We start from the raw sequence: 18,101 nt of genomic DNA on the forward strand, positions 1-18,101 counted from the left end.
GTTATTTGCGCTGTAGCCACCACCGTTCATTTTGAATATAAACCCCTGCCTGTTGCAAATAACTGATGGCCAATAGGCGGTCGTCTTGATTAAGAAATTGGCCCAAGGAAACGCTGTGATTTTTATCTCTAATGTACAACTCACAGAAATCAAAAGGCAAGGTTGCCTCAGTGACATGTAAGCTACTATCTTCAAGTGCAAATAGATAAAAACAGGCGGGGTAGGTGATCCCCGCTTCAAATTTTATCGTTCGATGGTCAATGGTAATGACCTGTTTACGGTACGTCGAGCGAGAACCACGATAGAGTAAAAAAGCCAGCAAACTTACTTCTAAACCTGCAAAAGGCAGAATAATCCATATGCCCAGTGCTGCCCATATTAGGGCTATAAACGACACAAACACTGCAATAATGCCTATCAAATACTTTGTTTGTTGCCAATTAGCCGAACGATTTGGTCGTAAGGTTAACACTGAGATGTCATTGTAGATCGTTCTTTCAACCATCATCTTTCCAAGAATCAAAGGGCTTTTCAACTAAAGCGGAGTGGATAAGTTTAAAGAGTTGAACTTTCGTTCACCCTACTGCGTACAGGTGCGCATATTTTAAAGAGTAAAAATAGTTTATTGACGGCAAATAGCGAGTAGTAGTTGCGACACCAATACTGCAAATTACTTTGCCTAGACAGGGTAAATCTGGCAAAGTCCGCGCGCTGCTTTGGTTGGCTAAGAGGAAAGTAATCGGAATGTTCCGTTCAATATCTGCACTGCAAATACGGTTGTTATTAGTTGTGGTTTGGCTGGTGGTATTTCTTACTACGGCAGAACCGATGGCACTATTTTTTGACTACGTTGGTTTTAGCCTTTTGGGTGTTGTTGGTGCTATTTTCGCTAATTCAACCGGAGCGGGCGGTGGAGTGGTCTTTATGCCCTTTTTTAGTCAATTAAATTTCTCTGCGATAACCGCGGTATCAACTAGTTTTGCCATTCAATGTTGTGGGATGACTGCCGGCGCTCTAACTTGGTGGGCCTTTTATCAAAAACTTCACCAGGTCAAGGGCGAGCTTGCTCATCAATGGCAAGGCTTGTATCCGGTATTGTATCTGACCATTCCGACTTCAATTTTGGGTGTGTTGTTGGTGCAATATTTTCAAGATACCTTAGGAATTGTGACTGAGCATGAAAGTTTAGATTTACTCTTTGGGATTTTTTCGATCATCTTGGCTGTGGCTATATTTGTCACAGTGCCACTCATGAAAGCAATCCAATTCAATCAAGATTTAGTCGCAAGAGACCTTATATTTTTGCCACTAATCGCGCTGATTGGCGGGGCAATTACGGCCGTTTTGTCTATTGGCGTAGGTGAATTAATAGCGGTTTACTTAATTTTGCGTCGCTTTAATGTCACATTTTCCATTGCTTGTGCGGTCATCCTCAGCGCATTCACCGTGTGGTCAGGTATTATTTATCATGTATTCATTAGCCAAGCTGTCTACTGGCCGATCGTATTATTTGCTGGACCTGGCGCGATTGTTGGCGGTATTTTGGCCAAAAGACTGGTCTTATATTTTTCAGCAAGAAACCTAAAACTATTTTTTGCCGGCTGGATCTTAATTATGGGGTTAAGCACTTTACCCTATTAAGTAGCTGGGTTAGCTTAGGCCTATTATTTGAGGTTACCTTGTGAGTTATGTCGACAACTACTGTTCGTTTTCCAATTGAAAAATACAGCCAAATAGAAGGCGCTAGGTGGACTTCATGTAAAGTTGACGACGCGCTTATTTCTGAAGAGCCCTTACAGATTTGGCTCAAACAATTTTCAACACCCGACCCGTCCCCGCAACTTCTTGCGACCTTAATGCGCACCCCTGGCGATGACATTAATCTGGTCAGAGGCTGGTTATACACTAGTGGTCTTATTACTTCCCTAGCGTTTATTCACACCATCCACTATATGGGGCAAGGCCGTTTAAAAAATACTGGGTCTAATCAGATACTCGTCAGTGTGGTCAAGGAGGCGACGGTTAAGCTCGCTCAGCATCAACGCCAAGAATATGTTAATTCTGCCTGCGGCGTATGTGGTCAGCAAAGTATTGAAGAGCTATTGGCCCTACTGGAGAACAAAACCACCGAGGTCATCAACGAACAAAAGTTATTGCAGCATGCTGATATTTGCGCGGTAGCAGAAAAGTTAATGGCACGACAGCTTTTGTTTCAGCAAACCGGTGGTAATCATGGAGTGGCCTTATTTGACGAACAACTGCGCATTCTTGATGTCAGAGAAGATGTGGGCCGTCACAATGCGCTAGATAAGATCATTGGCGCGAATGCTGGCTTATTGTTAGCCGAAAATACCCTGGCCGTGTCTCCACCGATCGGACTTATTTTAAGTGGGCGTGTGGGTTTTGAAATGATCCAAAAAGCGGCGATGGCAAATATTCGTTATGTACTGGCCTTTGGCGCGCCTTCCAGTCTTGCTGTGCAATTGGCCAGTGAAACAGAAATTGCTTTGGTAGGTTTTATAAAAAAACACGGTTACAACGTATACAGTAACCCGCATTTATTAAAGGTTTAGGTCAAAGGCTATGAGTAATAAAATTGATATTAAGCACCTTGAGGTAGGTAAGCCCAAAGAGTGGGCAGCTGGAGTTCCCGCTGTTTTATCTGCCTTTGGCAATATCGTTAATAAAGCGGGGGTGGTCGAAGGGGGCAAACTGCTCAGTCAATTAAATCAAATCAAAGGCTTTGATTGTCCTGGATGTGCTTGGCCTGATCCTCTGGCTAAACGTGCCACCTTTGAGTTTTGTGAAAACGGCGCGAAAGCCGTGGCCGATGAAGCTACAACTGAGCGTGTAACAGCAGATTTTTTTGCGCGAAACAGTATTGCCCAGTTAAAACAACAAAGCGACCGCTGGCTTAACGAGCAAGGCCGTTTGGTTGAGCCGATGATATTAAACCCGGGGGCAAGCCACTACGTAGCAATTTCATGGGACAAGGCCCTCGACCTAATAGCCAAGCAATTGCAAGAACTAGATTCGGCCAATCAAGCGGCTTTTTATACTTCTGGCCGAACCAGCAATGAAGCTGCGTTTTTATACCAATTGTTTGTGCGGCAATTTGGCACTAATAATTTGCCTGATTGCTCAAACATGTGTCACGAATCAAGTGGTGTTGGCTTGGGTGAGACTATCGGAGTGGGTAAAGGCACCGTTTCTTTAGAAGACTTAGAACAGGCCGAGGCGATTTTTATTTTTGGGCAAAACCCAGGCTCTAACCATCCCCGCATGCTCAGCTCTTTGCAGGCTGCTAAGCGACAGGGGGCCAAAATTGTTGCCATTAACCCTTTAGATGAAACCGGCTTAAAGCGCTTTAAAAATCCACAAGAAGTCAGCGGGGTGATTGGCCAAGGTACCGCACTTCGCGATCTGTACTTGCCCATTAAAATAAACGGTGATGTGGCATTTTTAAAGGGTTTGTGTAAAGAGTTGATTGAGCGAGATGAACAAGGTCAAGGTGTATTAGATAAGCATTTTATTGAACAATATTGCTATGGCTATGAGGCATTTAAGCACGATATTCTCAGCACGTCTTGGCTTGATATCGAACAGCATAGTGGTTTGAGTCGCAGGCAAATACACCAAGCTGCTGACATCGCGTGCCAATCACATAAAACCATTTGTTGTTGGGCTATGGGCATGACACAGCATAAAAATGCTGTAGCCAATATTCAGCTCATGACCAATTTTTTGATGTTGCAGGGCAATTTAGGGAAAGCAGGAGCGGGGGTGTGCCCGGTTAGAGGACACAGTAACGTGCAAGGAGATCGCACGATGGGGATTTGGGAGAAACCCAGCGCATCTTTATTAGATGCCTTGGAGGCGCATTATCAGTTTACGGTGCCACGGGAGCATGGCTTTGATGCGGTTGAGACAGTTCGTGCGATGCAAGAAGGCAAGGTTAAGGTGTTTTTTGCCATGGGAGGTAATTTTTATCGGGCAATGCCGGATCATTCTGCGACTGAACCCGCCTTAGCGCAATGTAAACTCTCTGTGCAAGTATCCACTAAACTGAATCGCTCTCATTTATACACGGGAAAAATGGCCTTAATCTTACCTGCTCTAGGACGAACTGAAATTGATCGCCAGCACAGTGGTATTCAAACCGTTACAGTAGAAAACTCTATGGGAGTGGTGCAAACCTCTCATGGTAAAATACCACCGGCGAGCAGCAAACTAAAAAGCGAAATAACTATTGTTGCTGAATTAGCCAGGCGGGTTTTGCCTCACAGTAAGGTCGATTGGTTGGCAATGCGCGATGATTATCGCTTAATTCGTGACGGGATCGCCAAGGTCATTAGCGGTTTTGAAAACTTTAATCAACGCATAGAACAGTTGGGCGAGTTTGTATTACCCAATGCGGTACGCGATAAACGTCAGTTTAATACCAGTACTCAGAAAGCGAATTTTGTGGTGCACGCGATCAATGACACCCAGTTACCTGCGGGGCAATTATTGATGATGACCATTCGAAGTCATGACCAATTTAACACGACTGTTTATACCGATAATGACCGATATCGTGGCATTCACGGCAGCCGCAAGGTACTGTTTGCCAATGAAGAGGATATCGCTGAATTGGGTTTTAAAGTCGGCGAAGAAGTGAATATTCAAAGTCACTGGCCAAATGATGTGCTCACTGTTAGGCAAGTCAGGGGCTTTACCTTGGTGCCTTATAATATTCCAAGAGGCAACACGGCGGCCTATTATCCTGAAACGAACGACCTTATTCCGCTGGGTAGCGTGGCCGATAAAAGCAATACGCCTGCCTATAAGTCGGTGGTGATCAGTTTACAATCATCTCAAAAAGTAAAATGATCAAGGCCTGATGTTAACTACTTCGCATCAGGGCCTGCAGTAAAGTATCAATTTTCGGCTTTTACTTGGTTTATGCTCGCTTCTTTGACAGGATAGATACAGTTACCATGTCAAAAAAGGAGTAAATAATGCCCCTCAATAAATCGGAAACTAGCCCTCATACCCCGCAGAATCCCGTCACCCTTAAACACCCATCTTGGTGTAAAAATGCGGTGATGTATCAAATTAATACTCGCCAGTTTACTCATGAGGGCACCTTTACCGCGGTGATTGCTCAGCTGCCTCGATTAAAAGAATTGGGCGTTGATATTATATATTTGATGCCCATTAACCCCATAGGCCTTAAAAATCGGAAAGGTACTTTAGGTAGCCCCTATGCCGTGCGAGACTATTTAGCGATCAATCCTGAGTTTGGCTCATTGGCGGACTTCAAAGCCTTGGTTGAGGCGATTCATGAGCATGGTATGTACGTGATAGTCGACTGGGTCGCTAATCATAGCGCATGGGATAATGTCTTAGTTGAGCAGCACCCTGATTGGTATAGCACTGATTATCAGGGAGAGTTTCATCCTACTCCTTGGTGGGATTGGGATGACATTATCGATTTTGATTACACGAAAGTAGCATTACGAGAGTATATGGCGCAAGCCATGCAATACTGGGTTGAAGAGGCCGATATTGACGGCTATCGCTGCGATGTGGCTGGCATGGTGCCAAGTGATTTTTGGGTGACAGTGAGGCAATCGCTGGAACAAATTAAACCGGTGTTAATGCTCGCCGAGTGGGAAACTCGTGATATGCATTATGCTGGATTTGACATGACCTATGCCTGGACTTGGAATGAAGTCATGCACGCAATTTGTATGGGCAAAGGTAAAATAGAAAAGTTGTTTAAGTACTATTCTTGGCACGAAAAATCTTATCCTCGTGAAGCAATTAAAATGACCTTCGTCAGTAATCACGACAAAAATGCCTGGGACGGCACTGAGTTTGAGCAGTTTGGAGATGGCTTAAAAGCGGCCATAATATTGTCTTTCGTAGGTGATGGAATGCCGTTAATTTATAACGGTCAAGAAGCGGGTAACGCAAAGCGTTTAGCTTTTTTTGAGCGAGATCCTATCCGGTGGCAAGCCCATGAATTAGGCGATTTTTATCACAAGCTTATCCATCTTAAAAAATCGACCACCGCCTTAGCGAACGGTCAATGGGGCGCGACTATGCGGCACATTGCGAATACTTGCCCGCGTGATGTGCTGAGTTTTATCCGTGCAGATGAAAATGGTGGCGTTTTAGTGGTGTTAAATTTATCGGCACATGAGCGCGAAATACAATTTACCAGGCCTTTGCAACACAGCACTTACACTGACTTTTTTAGTCAGGAAGTTTTTTGCTACGAAGATAAGGAAATACTTCATTTGTCGCCGTGGGATTATCGAGTTTGGGTATTTTAATTTGTCGCATTAAAAAGCCGACATCAGTCGGCTTAGTCTGTTTGTCAATCCCAGAGCTTAGTCAGCGCGGCTGATGAACTTACTTTCTTCAGTGTTAACTCTGACTTTTTCACCACTTGAAATATATTCAGGCACTTGAATGGTTAAACCGGTTGTTAATCTTGCTGGTTTAGTCCGCGCACTGGCGGAAGCACCTTTGATAGAAGGGTCAGTTTCTTCAATAACTAAATCAACAGCTGCAGGTAATTCAATACCGACTGGACCTCCTTCAACTAATAAGACTTGTAAACCTTTGGTTTCTTCGGTGATGAATAAAATTTCATCAGCAATGGTGTCTTTGCCTAAGGGATAAGAGGTGTAATCTTCGTTATCCATAAAGAAGTATTCATCACCATCGATGTATGACAAGGTCACTTTGCGGCGGCTAAAATCAACGGTTGTGAGCATTTCATCGGCTTTAAAACTTTCATCAGCTTTGGCACCTGTTGCCACTTCGTATAAACGCATGCGGTACAAACTAGCACCAGCTCGGCCACTTGGGGTTAATTTATTAATATCTTTGACGAGATAGATTTTGCCGTTGTGTTCAACTGCGGCGTTCTTTTTAATTTCACTGGCTTTAGGCATGAGCGTTCTCCAAAAAAAGTTGCGCCAGAAAATAGCACGAAAAAAGAAATTGGCAACATACAAAGCGACTTTTGTCGCTTTCTTTATCTAAGTTAAATTGCAATTTGAGGGGGAGTTAAAATTAGCACATTGTTGGCAGAATGAAGATGAGGGATTAATTGCGTTGTATGTGCTGCCTAATTTTTAAGTTGTTGAATTTCACCATGTCTGTTACTTCTGCGTTAAATCGCTTCCTGCTAATTTGCTTACCTTGATAAAATGCAAAGTGCTGTTGTTGAGCGAAGCTGAGCAAAAGAATTGTAAAAAATGTAATTTGTGCAGCAGCACATTTTTAAATAGTGGACTAATTTGGTTTGTCTCATCTCGATTTGCAAGATTGACAAAATTTGGCCTAAAGCAGCAGAAAAAATAAATAAGTCATAATCAGACCAACGTAAGATCCTGCTACATGATTGAGTTTATTCGCTTTTTTACTCGTTTGTTGAGCACGTTTTTGGCATACTTAGCGCCGAATTATCATCTTAATCCTCTTAATCAGGTCTTATGTCACAATCCTCTGTTTTATTTTCTGCTGATGGTCGTCTTTCACATGCCATTGCTGGCTTTGTGCCGCGCCAAGCGCAAACTGATATGGCGGTGGCAATTGAAAAATGCATTGAAGACAAGGTGCCGTTGATCGTAGAAGCGGGCACGGGTACCGGTAAAACCTTCGCTTATCTGGTGCCGGCGATTGAGTCTGATAAAAAAACCATTATTTCGACCGGAACAAAAAACCTACAAGAACAACTATTTCATCGTGATTTACCTCTAATTAAAAAGGCCTTAGGCAGCAAAGCCAAAGTCGCTTTGTTAAAGGGCCGCTCAAATTACTTGTGTTTGCATCGACTGCGTCAACATGGCGGTAATAGTACCTTGCTAGACGTTAATGTGATGGGGGAGCTTAGTGAAGTAAAACGGTGGTCGTCGAGCACGAAAACCGGTGATATGGGTGAAATGAAGGGCCTTGCTGAGGATGCTAAAGTCTTACCTTTTGTTACTTCTACGGCAGATAATTGTCTAGGTAAAGACTGCCCAGATTATGAAGACTGCTATATGGTTAAAGCACGGCGAAAAGCCCTTGATGCTGACTTAGTGGTGGTTAATCATCATTTGTTTTTTGCCGACATGGCCCTCAAGGATACGGGGTTTGGCGAACTGATCCCAGAAGCGGATCTAGTTGTGTTTGATGAAGCTCATCAGATACCCGATATCGCCAGTGAATATTTTGGAGAAACGTTTTCAAGTCGTCAGTTGCACGATATTTGTCGTGATATTGAAGTGGTATATCGCACGGTGCTAAAAGATGCCAAACAGCTCAGCACAGCGGCAGATAAATGTAAGATGATAGTGGCAGACTTACGTTTGTTTTTTCCTGAAACTCCGCAAAAAGGCAATTGGCGCCAGATGTTGCTCAGTGAAGAGATACAGTTGCACATTAGCAAGCTAACGGATAGCTTGGCGGTGTTAGCTGAAGTGACTAAATTACATATTGGCCGAGACAAAGATCTTGATAATCTTTACGAGCGTGTGCACGAGTCCAAAGGTAAGTTAGACCGTTTAACTAACACTGAACAGCTGGGTGTGAGTTTGTGGTACGAAACCACTCAGCGTCACATCGTGTTGCATCTTACGCCTTTGAGTATTGCGGCTAAATTTGCCCATTTTATTGCTGAGCCGAAGCGTGCTTGGGTATTTACTTCTGCTACCTTAATGGTAGATAACGCCTTTACTCACTTTCAACGTCAAATGGGCTTAAAAGACGCGCAAACGCTGTCTTTAGAGAGTCCCTTTGATTACCCCAATCAAGCAATGTTATGTGTTCCGCGTTTTTTGCCTGAACCTAATGCGCGAGAAATGCGTGAAACCTTGTTGGACATTTCTATCCAATTGATCAAAGCCAGCCGGGGGCGCTGCTTTTTACTATTTACCAGTCATGCAACCTTAAAAGCGATCGCAGCCCAACTTGAAGATAAAGTAGATAATCCCTTATTGGTGCAGGGGTCTACCACCAAACGTGCCTTGTTAGACGAGTATTTGAGTAATAAAAAAGCAGTATTACTCGGCACCGGGGCTTTTTGGGAGGGGGTCGACGTACGTGGAGATGATCTGACTTGCGTATTAATTGATAAACTGCCTTTTGCATCGCCGGATGATCCTCTGTTACAAGCACGTATAGAAGATTGTCGTAAATCAGGTGGGAACCCCTTTGGTCAGATTCAAATTCCACAAGCCGCTATCGCGTTAAAACAAGGGGCGGGTCGATTAATTAGAGATGAAACCGACCGAGGTGTCTTGGTCATTTGTGATAATCGTTTAGTCACTAAAGATTACGGAAAAATTTTTGTTGGCAGTTTACCCAATATGCAACGTACCCGTGATTTGTCTAAAGCCGTGGCTTTTTTAAACCAGTTAAATAGTGAAGAGGAAAATTCATGAATTGTTTGTTGCTTGATACGGCCACAGAAGCCTGCTCGGTCGCCCTGCAGATTCAGGGGCAAGCGTTGACCCGGTTTGAAATATGCCCTCAACAACACAGTCAGCGCATATTACCTATGGTCGACGAGGTGTTAAAGGAAGGGCGCGCAGTATTAAATCAACTCGATTTTTTAGGATTTGGGCAAGGACCAGGTAGTTTCACTGGGGTACGTATTGCAACAGGGATATTACAAGGTTTGGCACTTGGTTCTGAATTGCCGGTAGTAGGGGTTTCTACTTTAGCGGCAATGGCGCAGCAGGCGATTGTGACACAAGATGCTCAAGAGGTCTATTGCGCGATTGATGCTCGGATGGGTGAGGTATATTTTGCTCATTATATTGCTCAAGATGGACTTGCCATCTTGCAAGGCGCAGAACAAGTGTTGCCACCCGAGTCTGCTATTGAGTTGATGACTACAAACAATCCAGTAGTTGGTGTTGGTACAGGATGGGCGGCTTATCCGCACATGCAACCTCAGCACAACTTTAGCATGGCAACGGCTATTCTTTATCCCAATGCAGAGTTTATGCTGCCTCTTGCCCATGCGCTTTTTGCGCAAGGAAAAGTCAGCAATGCCGAACTCGTTCAACCTGTTTATTTACGTGATACCGTCACGTGGAAAAAGCTGCCGGGCCGAGAATAGCAAATCACCACATTGGAACAATTTTTTGCGATAGCTTTTTAGTTAGTGGCGATTGTTTGCCGCATTTTAGTTCTTGGAGTTTTACCTTGGGCAAGGAACTACCACAAGTGAACCAACCTATTAAGTGAGGAAAAGGTGGCTCTAGAGTCTTCTGGATTATCGTTAATTAGTTCGATAGGCGTGCCTGCCACCAGGAAGGATGTTGCTCGCGTACCTCCGCCCACCCCAGATAAACCAAGCTCTCAAGCCACAGCAGAACTTGTGGTTCTTCGTCAAGGCAGTGAGCCTGTATTTAAGCAAGCAGAAGCGTTTCGAGAAACCACCGACAAGATCAGTGCGGGTGGTCTGAAGGAGCGGGTTGCAATTGAGGCTTATCAATCCATCGCGAAGGAACAACAACGCCAAGATATTCAACAATTGCTTGGCGTTGATACTTTTGTGTGAACTAAAATTGCCTTTATTCGTTCAAATACAATAAGACTGGCATTTTTTAAGCAAAAAAGTATGTTAGTTTGTGTCCCATATATTCGAGTCGAGGTTTGCAATGTATAAACGTATTTGTTTAGTGGTCTTAGCTTTATTGGTTTCGGCCTGTTCAACAATTCCTGAACGTATCCAAGTGCCAGAGGGCACGAATTTAGTCAGTTACCAAGATGCCGCATCAAAATCCACACAGTTAGCGGGGCAAAAAGCCCGTTGGGGCGGGGTTGTGGCTAAAATTGAAAACAAGGCCGAAAACACCGTGCTAGAAGTGGTTTATTATCCCCTTAAAAGCTATGGGCGTCCTATCGCAGGCGATGAAAGTATTGGCCGTTTTAAAGTATATGTAGACGGATTCATGGATCCAATGGTGTACAAAGTAGGTCGTAGTATGACGTTTACGGGTGAATTCTCTGGTTTGGAAGAGGGGCTAGTGGGAGAACATAAATACGTATTTCCTACCCTGCAAAACGCAAATTACTACTTATGGCAAGACATTCAACAAGTTGATGTGACATCAGTACATGTATGGCCCTATGATTATTGGAGTGGCTGGTATCCCAGACCTTACACTCGCGGCGTATACATTCGCTCGACCGGGCGGGCGACTATGCCAGCTGGCGCAGCAACGAAACCCTTACCGGTAAAGACAGAAAGAGCTAAACAATAGTTGGTCCTTTTTTGCCGTAAAGCGGCAAGTGTTACGATGAAAGCGGCAATTGAATGCCGCTTTTTTATTGCTTACTGTTTACCAATTCAAAGCAGACTTGTGAGTCAAGTTGCACAAAGGAGAACATATGCGAGAGTTAAGTTTCACCTTAAGCCATCTCACGTTGAGAGGATTGGGCTTAGGCGATCCGCAAAAACCGATGATCCTTGCATTACATGGATGGTTAGATAATGCTGCGAGTTTTATTCCTTTATCTCAGTACTTAACTGACTATTACATTGTGGCAATCGATATTACCGGGCATGGTTTGTCTGATCATCGCGCTAAAGGTAGCCATTATCATCAGATAGACTTTGTGCACGATATTCACGAATTAGTTGAAAGCCAAGACTGGCCTCCCTTTATCTTAATGGGACATTCAATGGGAGGCATCATAGCCTCTTACTATGCCAGTTGTTTCCCTGAAAAAGTAAGTCAGTTGATATCAATTGAGTCGTTTGGACCGATGAGTAAAGAGCCCTCATCGAGTCCTGCGCAACTCAGAGAATCTATTGAAAGTCGAATAAAAGCGAATTCGTCTGCCGCCAAACATCCAACTAGTCTAGAATCAACCATAGAGGCGCGGTCAAAAGCGGGTGATATGAGTGAAGCGTCTGCAACGTTGTTGGTGAATAGAAACATTGAAGCCCGAGATGGACAGTATTTTTTTAAGACCGACCGTCGATTACGAACTATATCTTCTACTCGTATAACGGAGAGCCAAGCGGAAGCTTTTATGCGCTCTATTGCCTGTCCAATGCTAGTAATATTGGGTGATAAGGGTTATGAATCCATGAAAAAAGCGCTATCAAACCGAAAAAGCTGGGTTGCAAATAGCCACATAATTGAATGTGAGGGGCATCATCACCTGCATATGGACGACCCCATTTCGGTATCAAACTACATTAATGGCTTTTTATTGGGCAAAATTGCGTAAATGTTAATCGATTGTTTATTAGTTGATTTATCTTTGCGGCTGCTTTGGTTAGAATCAACTGGTCGTACCCCTTAATAAATTATTTGTAGTTTGGTAATGATGATAGCTACAAAGATAAATGAGTTGTGCCTGGAGGCAAAGTGGAAAAAATCTGGTTAAAAAGTTACGCCCCTACTATGCCAGCAGAAATAGATCCTGATCGTTATTCTTCTGTCGTTGATATTTTTGAGCAGTCAATAAAGAAATATGCAACTAATACCAGCTACATCAATATGGGTAAAAGTATGACTTTTGCTGAATTAGATGAGCAATCACAACACTTCGCTGCGTACTTACAAAACTCGGGACTCAAAAAAGGTGATGCCGTTGCCATTATGATGCCCAATTTGCTGCAATATCCGGTGGCCTTATTTGGTGTATTGCGTGCCGGTATGGTTGTGGTTAACGTCAATCCGTTATACACAGCTCGTGAGCTGCAACACCAATTAAAAGACGCTGATGCCAAAGCGATTGTTATAGTAGAGAATTTTGCGCATACCCTAAGTGAGGTCATTAAAAATACCAATGTTAAGTCGGTTTTACTGACTTCTCTGGGCGACATGTTGCCACCAATCAAAAAATGGCTAACAAATTTTGTCGTTAAGTATGTCAAAAAGCTGGTGCCAAAATACCACCTGCCACAAGCTGAGTCGTTTATTGATGCCGTTAAATCTGGGCGAAATCATGCCTACACTAGACCGCAATTGAGCGGCGATGATATTGCGTTTTTGCAATATACCGGCGGCACCACTGGTGTATCTAAAGGCGCAATGTTAACTCATCGGAATATTGTTGCTAACTTAGAGCAAATATCTACGGTGCTTGAAACTGCCATCACCCCAGGTAAAGAACAAGTGGTCACCGCGCTACCGCTTTACCATATCTTTGCGTTGCAGGCCAATTGCCTGACTTTCGTTAAGTATGGTTGTACAAATTTGCTGATCACTAACCCCAGAGATATGCCGGGCTTTGTGAAAGAGTTAGCTAATTTCCCCTTTACCGTTTTGACTGGTGTTAACACGCTATTTAATGGTCTGTTGAATACCCCTGGTTTTGATCAACTCGATTTCAGTCGCTTAAACTTTGCTTTAGGGGGCGGAATGGCAGTACAAAAAGCCGTTGCTGAGCGTTGGCAGAAGGTAACAGGCCATGTTTTACTTGAGGGATATGGGCTCACAGAGTGTTGTCCAGTGGTGACGGTAAACCCCCCTAGTATTAAAGAATACAAAGGCTCCATTGGTCTACCTGTTGCGTCGACCAATATAAAATTGGTTGACGAGGCGGGTAAAGAAGTTGCGCTCGGTGAACCGGGGGAAATGTTAGTTAAAGGGCCGCAAGTGATGTTGGGCTATTTAAATCGTCCTGAAGCGACCCAAGAGATGATTGTCGACGGGTGGTTGGCAACAGGCGATATCGCTCGTTGTGATGAAGAGGGTTACTTTTATATCGTCGATCGCAAAAAAGACATGATTTTAGTCTCGGGTTTTAACGTGTTTCCTAACGAAATAGAAGAGGTGGCGGCTATGCACCCGAATGTGGTCGAAGTGGCTGCTGTAGGTGTTCCAAACGAGGCTACGGGTGAATTAGTTAAGCTTTTTGTGGTAAGACGGAATGAGTCTTTAACGGAAAAAGAGTTGATTGATCACTGCCGTATTCATCTAACCGCTTACAAAGTTCCGAAAAAAGTTGAGTTTAGAGACGAGCTTCCTAAAACTAATGTTGGTAAGATACTGCGCAGAGAGCTTCGTGATAAGTAACTTTTAACTTAACACCACGTGTTACCATAAAAAGCCGGCTTCTGCCGGTTTTTTACTATTTTGGAATGCTATGCAATATACCTTTATTACTGAAACCAGCGCACTCGAAAATTTCTGTGCGAGCGCGAGCCAATGTGATGTGTTGGCGGTCGACACTGAGTTTGTAAGAACCCGAACACTTTATCCGCAATTAGGTCTTATCCAGTTGTATGATGGAAAAGAACTCGTCCTAGTCGACCCCTTAAAAGTGGGTGATTGTTCAAGCTTGATCAGCCTATTAACAAATCCCGACGTGGTAAAAGTGCTGCATTCTTGTTCAGAGGATTTAGAAACCTTTTGGCATGCGTTTAAAATTATGCCAAGCCCTATATTTGATAGTCAATTTGCTGCAAGTATCGTGGGGATGGGAACCTCTTTAGGTTATGCAAAATTAGTCGAAACTATGCTCAATGTCACGGTTGATAAAGGCGAGTCACGTACTGATTGGTTGGCCCGGCCATTGAGTGCCGAGCAATGCGCATATGCCGCAAACGACGTCCTTTACTTACATCAACTTTATCCTGAATTAAAAGCAAAAGTACTTGAGCAAGATAAGCTGGCGTGGGTTTTTAGTGAAATGACCAGTTTGGCTATGAAGAAACAAACTTTGATGCCACTGGACGCTATTTATTTGGGTATTACCCATAACTGGCAATTAAGTGGCAAAGCCTTACTGGTATTGCAGCGTTTAGCAGCGTGGCGTATGGAAACAGCAAGAATACGAGATCTTGCCCTTAACTTTGTTGTCAAAGAGCAAAATTTAGTTGAAATCGCGAAAAAGAATCCATTAAGCAAAGCGGCTCTGGCGGCTGTGCCTGGCATTAATCATCATGAAATCCGTATCCACGGTGAGGCGATGCTCAATATAATCCAAAGTTGTCAAGATATTGAGCCTGAGCAATACCCTGCCAAGATAGAAAGATTAACCGAGTTTACTCAATTTAAAAAAGTCAGCGCGGCGATACGTGAAGTGTGTCAACAAGTGTCAGCAGAGCTAGCGGTGCCCAATGAAATTGTGGGTTCTAAAAAACAAGTTAATCAACTTATTTCTTGGTGCTGGTGTAAGTACGATGAATTACGAGCGATGAAACTAGAGCCTGATTTGATTAGTGGATGGCGCAGAGAATACTTCTTACCTAGACTGTTGTCTGTAGATGGTTTGTGTTTGCGTGAAGCGCTAGTAAAGAATAATTAGGAGTTATTTGCATGTTATGTGCAGTGTATAAAAGTAGCAAAAAAGCCGAAACCTACCTCTATGTGCCGGGGAGAGATGATTTTTCCCAAGTACCACCAGCCTTAATGAATACTTTTGGTTCCCCTATCTTTTTGATGATTATGCCCTTAAAAAACGATCGTAAGTTAGCAAGTATGGATATAGAAAAGTTACGAAGTGAATTAACAACCAAAGGATTTTATTTGCAGCTTCCTCCTCCTGTAGAGAATATGTTGAAAAGCCATTTAGCAGCGCAAAGGACCGAGTAATGTGTTTTAGATATCGATTAAGCCTACTCATTTTATGTATTTTTTCTTGCCTTAGTATTGCCAATGATAAGGTAAGTTTTGATGACTATGTTGCCCAACTGAAACGAGATGCCATTGCTGAGGGCTTTTCTGAAACATTTGTGGAACAACAGTTTTCAGATGTGCAGTTTCATCAAAAAGCCGTTGTAGCCGATAAAAACCAACCTGAAACTAAAATTACGCTCGACCGTTATTTAAGCAGCAGAGTGCCTGACTGGAAAGTAAAACAAGCCTTAGAGTTAATGGAACAGCACAAGGCTTTGCTTGCTCAAATTGAATGGCAATATGGCGTTCAGGCTCGGTTTATTGTGGCTTTATGGGGTAATGAAAGTAACTTTGGTCGCTATATGGGGAATTATCCTGTCATATCCTCACTGGCTACGATGGCTTATGAGGGACGTCGTGAAGCCTTTTTTAAGAAGCAGTTATTTGCTGCCTTGAGCATATTGGAACAAGGGCACATTAGCCGAGATAAATTTTTAGGTTCTTGGGCTGGGGCGATGGGGCAAAGTCAATTTATGCCAACCACATTTTTAGCCTATGCAGTGGATTTTGATGCAGACGGTAAAAAAGATATATGGGGTTCAACGGCAGATGTATTTGCGTCAATTGCAAATTTTTTAAAATCTGAAGGGTGGAATGAACAACAAACCTGGGGGCGTCAAGTTGACGTACCAGAGGGGTTTGACATGGCTTTAGTTGGCCTGGGAAAAGAAAAACGTAAAAGTTTAGCCGATTGGCAATCTTTGGGCGTTCGCAGATATAACGGACAAGATCTGCCTACTATAGATTTATTTGCATCTTTAGTGGCACCTGATGGTGATGATGGTCGAATTTATTTGGTTTACGACAACTTCCATACCTTAATGAAGTGGAACCGTTCAAGTTACTTTGGCGTATCAATTGGGTACTTGTCTGAAAGAATCAAAAAGGGCAGTTAACTTGAGCTTATCAATAAATAATGACTATCAACATCAGGCGTTATCAGGAAAGAAGATTGATTTGCCGGTTGGGAAAGTGGTGTGCGTCGGGCGTAACTACTTAATGCATGTTCAAGAACTAAATAATGCAGTGCCCCAAAAGCCTATATTATTTATGAAGCCATCCACTAGTTTAATATACCTACGTCAAAATATTGATATCCCCAAAGGATTAGGTCAATGCCATAATGAGCTTGAAATTGCCGTATTACTGGCAAAGCCACTTAAATGTGCCAGCCCTGATGAAGTAGAGCAGGCCATTTGGGGTTACGGCTTGGGGCTGGATTTGACGTTGCGCGATGTGCAATCCGAACTTAAACGTGACGGGCATCCTTGGGAGCGCGCCAAAGCCTTTGATGGCAGTTGCCCTATGTCACCTTTTGTTGAAAAGTCAGCAGTGAATAATCACAACGAATTACGCTTTGCGTTAACGGTAAATGGACAACAACGTCAAGAAGGGAATAGTCAGGACATGCTTTTTAGTATTAATACATTGCTGAGTGAAATATCAAAAAGCTTTAGCTTGCTAGCGGGGGATATCGTTTTAACCGGTACGCCAAAAGGGGTGGCTCAGCTGTGTCCGAATGATGTGCTTGAACTGAGTTTTCATGATTTTTTTACCCTATCAACCAAGGTCAACTAGCCAGTGAGTTTATCTTTTACTTATGAAGTTGATTCGGCCAATAAGCTTCTCATTTGTGAAGCTACGGGCACGGTATCTAGAGTGCTTGAAATAGAGCATATGCTGAAGAGTATTGTAAAATTAGCAGGTAAAAACCAAGTTAAGAATGTAGTGCTGGATGATACGCAACTTATTATAAGCTGTTCAAAAATGAGTATGACAACTTTGCTACTCGCTATAAAAGAAGAGGGGTGGTTAACTGAAATGAAAATCGCTCGATTGATTAACCCACAAGACAACACACACAATTTAGTAGGCGAAATGTCAGAACGTTATAATCTACCCATTAAAAATTTTGATAGTCGCAGCGATGCCATGATGTGGTTGCTATTTAATATATGAACAAGCCTTACTGGGAAGTTAAAACCTTAGAAGAAATGACTAAGGATGAATGGGAAGGCGTCTGTGACGGTTGCGCCAAATGTTGTTTGCACAAGTTTATTGATGACGAAAACGTGGAAGAGGCAATAAGTACAGACGAGTTAAAAGATAACGAGCAAGTACATTACACCAACATTGCTTGTGGATTATTAAATACCAAAACTTGTGCGTGTACGCAGTACAGTCAAAGAACCACGTTAGTGCCAGAATGTGTGAAATTAACAAAAGATAATCTGCAAGATATCTTTTTTATGCCTGCTAGTTGCAGTTATCGTAGGCTGCATGAGGGACGAGGATTACCCTCCTGGCATCCTTTACGACATAAAGGTAAAAAGACGGCGATGCACTTAGCTGGAATGTCGGTGAGAGGTAAAACTGTTGCCGATCACGATGTTAATTTGGATGACTTCGAGGATTATATTGCGCTGTGGCCTTTGCAGGACTTAGACTGATCTGTTGGTGTGTAGC

The 18,101-nt window shown here is 43.2% G+C and carries 18 protein-coding genes; 16 read left to right on the top strand and 2 right to left on the bottom strand.

Annotation, left to right across the window (positions count from 1 at the left end):
- Nucleotide 1: 1 nt before the first annotated feature.
- The gene (locus ACEN2L_RS17440; protein WP_306023307.1) at nt 2-505 is read right to left on the bottom strand and encodes a DUF2244 domain-containing protein; all 504 of its coding nucleotides are present in this window, start codon (nt 503-505) and stop codon (nt 2-4) included.
- Nucleotides 506-744: 239 nt separating this feature from the next.
- Between ACEN2L_RS17440 and ACEN2L_RS17445 the strand changes: the two genes are divergently transcribed.
- The 4 genes from ACEN2L_RS17445 to ACEN2L_RS17460 all read left to right on the top strand — a co-directional run bounded on the left by ACEN2L_RS17445 (nt 745) and on the right by ACEN2L_RS17460 (nt 6,323).
- On the top strand, nt 745-1,641 hold the full coding sequence (locus ACEN2L_RS17445) for a sulfite exporter TauE/SafE family protein (protein WP_441745390.1): 897 nt from the start codon (nt 745-747) through the stop codon (nt 1,639-1,641).
- A gap of 47 nt (nt 1,642-1,688) precedes the next feature.
- Nucleotides 1,689-2,573 carry a formate dehydrogenase accessory sulfurtransferase FdhD gene (locus ACEN2L_RS17450; RefSeq protein WP_441745391.1) on the top strand — a complete coding sequence of 295 codons (885 nt, stop codon included), beginning with the start codon at nt 1,689-1,691 and terminating at the stop codon, nt 2,571-2,573.
- Nucleotides 2,574-2,583: 10 nt separating this feature from the next.
- A complete protein-coding gene (locus tag ACEN2L_RS17455) occupies nt 2,584-4,872 on the top strand; it encodes an FdhF/YdeP family oxidoreductase (RefSeq protein WP_441745392.1) in 2,289 nt (762 codons plus the stop codon).
- Nucleotides 4,873-5,000: 128 nt separating this feature from the next.
- Nucleotides 5,001-6,323 carry an alpha-amylase family glycosyl hydrolase gene (locus ACEN2L_RS17460; protein WP_441745393.1) on the top strand — a complete coding sequence of 441 codons (1,323 nt, stop codon included), beginning with the start codon at nt 5,001-5,003 and terminating at the stop codon, nt 6,321-6,323.
- 57 nt (nt 6,324-6,380) lie between these two features.
- On the opposite strand, the gene efpL is transcribed toward ACEN2L_RS17460, so the two are convergent.
- Nucleotides 6,381-6,950, bottom strand: a complete 570-nt coding sequence (efpL, locus tag ACEN2L_RS17465; protein WP_306019913.1) for an elongation factor P-like protein EfpL — start codon at nt 6,948-6,950, stop codon at nt 6,381-6,383.
- Nucleotides 6,951-7,493: 543 nt separating this feature from the next.
- On the opposite strand from efpL, the gene ACEN2L_RS17470 reads away from it, so the two are divergent.
- From ACEN2L_RS17470 to ACEN2L_RS17525, 12 genes are all read left to right on the top strand, one after another.
- Entirely contained in the window at nt 7,494-9,425 is a 1,932-nt protein-coding gene (locus ACEN2L_RS17470; protein WP_441745394.1) for an ATP-dependent DNA helicase, read from the top strand.
- Nucleotides 9,422-10,108, top strand: a complete 687-nt coding sequence (tsaB, locus tag ACEN2L_RS17475) for a tRNA (adenosine(37)-N6)-threonylcarbamoyltransferase complex dimerization subunit type 1 TsaB (RefSeq protein ID WP_441745395.1) — start codon at nt 9,422-9,424, stop codon at nt 10,106-10,108. Before ACEN2L_RS17470 ends, tsaB begins: the two co-directional genes overlap by 4 nt.
- Before the next feature lie 135 nt (nt 10,109-10,243).
- Nucleotides 10,244-10,552 carry a hypothetical protein gene (locus tag ACEN2L_RS17480; RefSeq protein WP_306019916.1) on the top strand — a complete coding sequence of 103 codons (309 nt, stop codon included), beginning with the start codon at nt 10,244-10,246 and terminating at the stop codon, nt 10,550-10,552.
- Nucleotides 10,553-10,652: 100 nt separating this feature from the next.
- Nucleotides 10,653-11,258: a Slp family lipoprotein gene (locus ACEN2L_RS17485; protein ID WP_306019917.1), complete on the top strand. Its 606-nt coding sequence runs from the start codon at nt 10,653-10,655 to the stop codon at nt 11,256-11,258.
- Nucleotides 11,259-11,385: 127 nt separating this feature from the next.
- Nucleotides 11,386-12,234 carry an alpha/beta fold hydrolase gene (locus ACEN2L_RS17490; RefSeq protein ID WP_441745396.1) on the top strand — a complete coding sequence of 283 codons (849 nt, stop codon included), beginning with the start codon at nt 11,386-11,388 and terminating at the stop codon, nt 12,232-12,234.
- 140 nt (nt 12,235-12,374) lie between these two features.
- The gene (gene fadD, locus ACEN2L_RS17495) at nt 12,375-14,030 is read left to right on the top strand and encodes a long-chain-fatty-acid--CoA ligase FadD (protein ID WP_306019921.1); all 1,656 of its coding nucleotides are present in this window, start codon (nt 12,375-12,377) and stop codon (nt 14,028-14,030) included.
- Between the two features lie 70 nt (nt 14,031-14,100).
- Nucleotides 14,101-15,264, top strand: coding sequence for a ribonuclease D (gene rnd / locus ACEN2L_RS17500; protein WP_306019922.1), 1,164 nt, complete (start codon nt 14,101-14,103; stop codon nt 15,262-15,264).
- Nucleotides 15,265-15,275: 11 nt separating this feature from the next.
- A complete protein-coding gene (locus tag ACEN2L_RS17505; protein WP_441745397.1) occupies nt 15,276-15,551 on the top strand; it encodes a YcgL domain-containing protein in 276 nt (91 codons plus the stop codon).
- The gene (locus ACEN2L_RS17510) at nt 15,551-16,531 is read left to right on the top strand and encodes a lytic murein transglycosylase (protein ID WP_441745398.1); all 981 of its coding nucleotides are present in this window, start codon (nt 15,551-15,553) and stop codon (nt 16,529-16,531) included. The genes ACEN2L_RS17505 and ACEN2L_RS17510 overlap by 1 nt, the downstream gene beginning before the upstream one ends.
- 1 nt (nt 16,532) lies before the next feature.
- Nucleotides 16,533-17,213 carry a fumarylacetoacetate hydrolase family protein gene (locus tag ACEN2L_RS17515; protein WP_306019927.1) on the top strand — a complete coding sequence of 227 codons (681 nt, stop codon included), beginning with the start codon at nt 16,533-16,535 and terminating at the stop codon, nt 17,211-17,213.
- A 3-nt stretch (nt 17,214-17,216) separates the two neighbouring features.
- Nucleotides 17,217-17,594: a hypothetical protein gene (locus ACEN2L_RS17520; RefSeq protein WP_306019929.1), complete on the top strand. Its 378-nt coding sequence runs from the start codon at nt 17,217-17,219 to the stop codon at nt 17,592-17,594.
- The gene (locus tag ACEN2L_RS17525) at nt 17,591-18,085 is read left to right on the top strand and encodes a YcgN family cysteine cluster protein (protein ID WP_306019931.1); all 495 of its coding nucleotides are present in this window, start codon (nt 17,591-17,593) and stop codon (nt 18,083-18,085) included. Before ACEN2L_RS17520 ends, ACEN2L_RS17525 begins: the two co-directional genes overlap by 4 nt.
- Nucleotides 18,086-18,101 lie beyond the last annotated feature (16 nt).

Source organism: Flavobacterium sp. W21_SRS_FM6 (assembly GCF_052119645.1).
GTDB lineage: Bacteria > Pseudomonadota > Gammaproteobacteria > Enterobacterales > Alteromonadaceae > Paraglaciecola.

Bases quoted from the DNA above. Each gene is read 5' to 3' on its own strand.
- ACEN2L_RS17440 (WP_306023307.1), bottom strand. From the start codon at position 505: ATGGTTGAAAGAACGATCTACAATGACATCTCAGTGTTAACCTTACGA.
- ACEN2L_RS17445 (WP_441745390.1), top strand. From the start codon at position 745: ATGTTCCGTTCAATATCTGCACTGCAAATACGGTTGTTATTAGTTGTG.
- ACEN2L_RS17450 (WP_441745391.1), top strand. From the start codon at position 1,689: ATGTCGACAACTACTGTTCGTTTTCCAATTGAAAAATACAGCCAAATA.
- ACEN2L_RS17455 (WP_441745392.1), top strand. From the start codon at position 2,584: ATGAGTAATAAAATTGATATTAAGCACCTTGAGGTAGGTAAGCCCAAA.
- ACEN2L_RS17460 (WP_441745393.1), top strand. From the start codon at position 5,001: ATGCCCCTCAATAAATCGGAAACTAGCCCTCATACCCCGCAGAATCCC.
- efpL (WP_306019913.1), bottom strand. From the start codon at position 6,950: ATGCCTAAAGCCAGTGAAATTAAAAAGAACGCCGCAGTTGAACACAAC.
- ACEN2L_RS17470 (WP_441745394.1), top strand. From the start codon at position 7,494: ATGTCACAATCCTCTGTTTTATTTTCTGCTGATGGTCGTCTTTCACAT.
- tsaB (WP_441745395.1), top strand. From the start codon at position 9,422: ATGAATTGTTTGTTGCTTGATACGGCCACAGAAGCCTGCTCGGTCGCC.
- ACEN2L_RS17485 (WP_306019917.1), top strand. From the start codon at position 10,653: ATGTATAAACGTATTTGTTTAGTGGTCTTAGCTTTATTGGTTTCGGCC.
- ACEN2L_RS17490 (WP_441745396.1), top strand. From the start codon at position 11,386: ATGCGAGAGTTAAGTTTCACCTTAAGCCATCTCACGTTGAGAGGATTG.
- rnd (WP_306019922.1), top strand. From the start codon at position 14,101: ATGCAATATACCTTTATTACTGAAACCAGCGCACTCGAAAATTTCTGT.
- ACEN2L_RS17505 (WP_441745397.1), top strand. From the start codon at position 15,276: ATGTTATGTGCAGTGTATAAAAGTAGCAAAAAAGCCGAAACCTACCTC.
- ACEN2L_RS17510 (WP_441745398.1), top strand. From the start codon at position 15,551: ATGTGTTTTAGATATCGATTAAGCCTACTCATTTTATGTATTTTTTCT.
- ACEN2L_RS17525 (WP_306019931.1), top strand. From the start codon at position 17,591: ATGAACAAGCCTTACTGGGAAGTTAAAACCTTAGAAGAAATGACTAAG.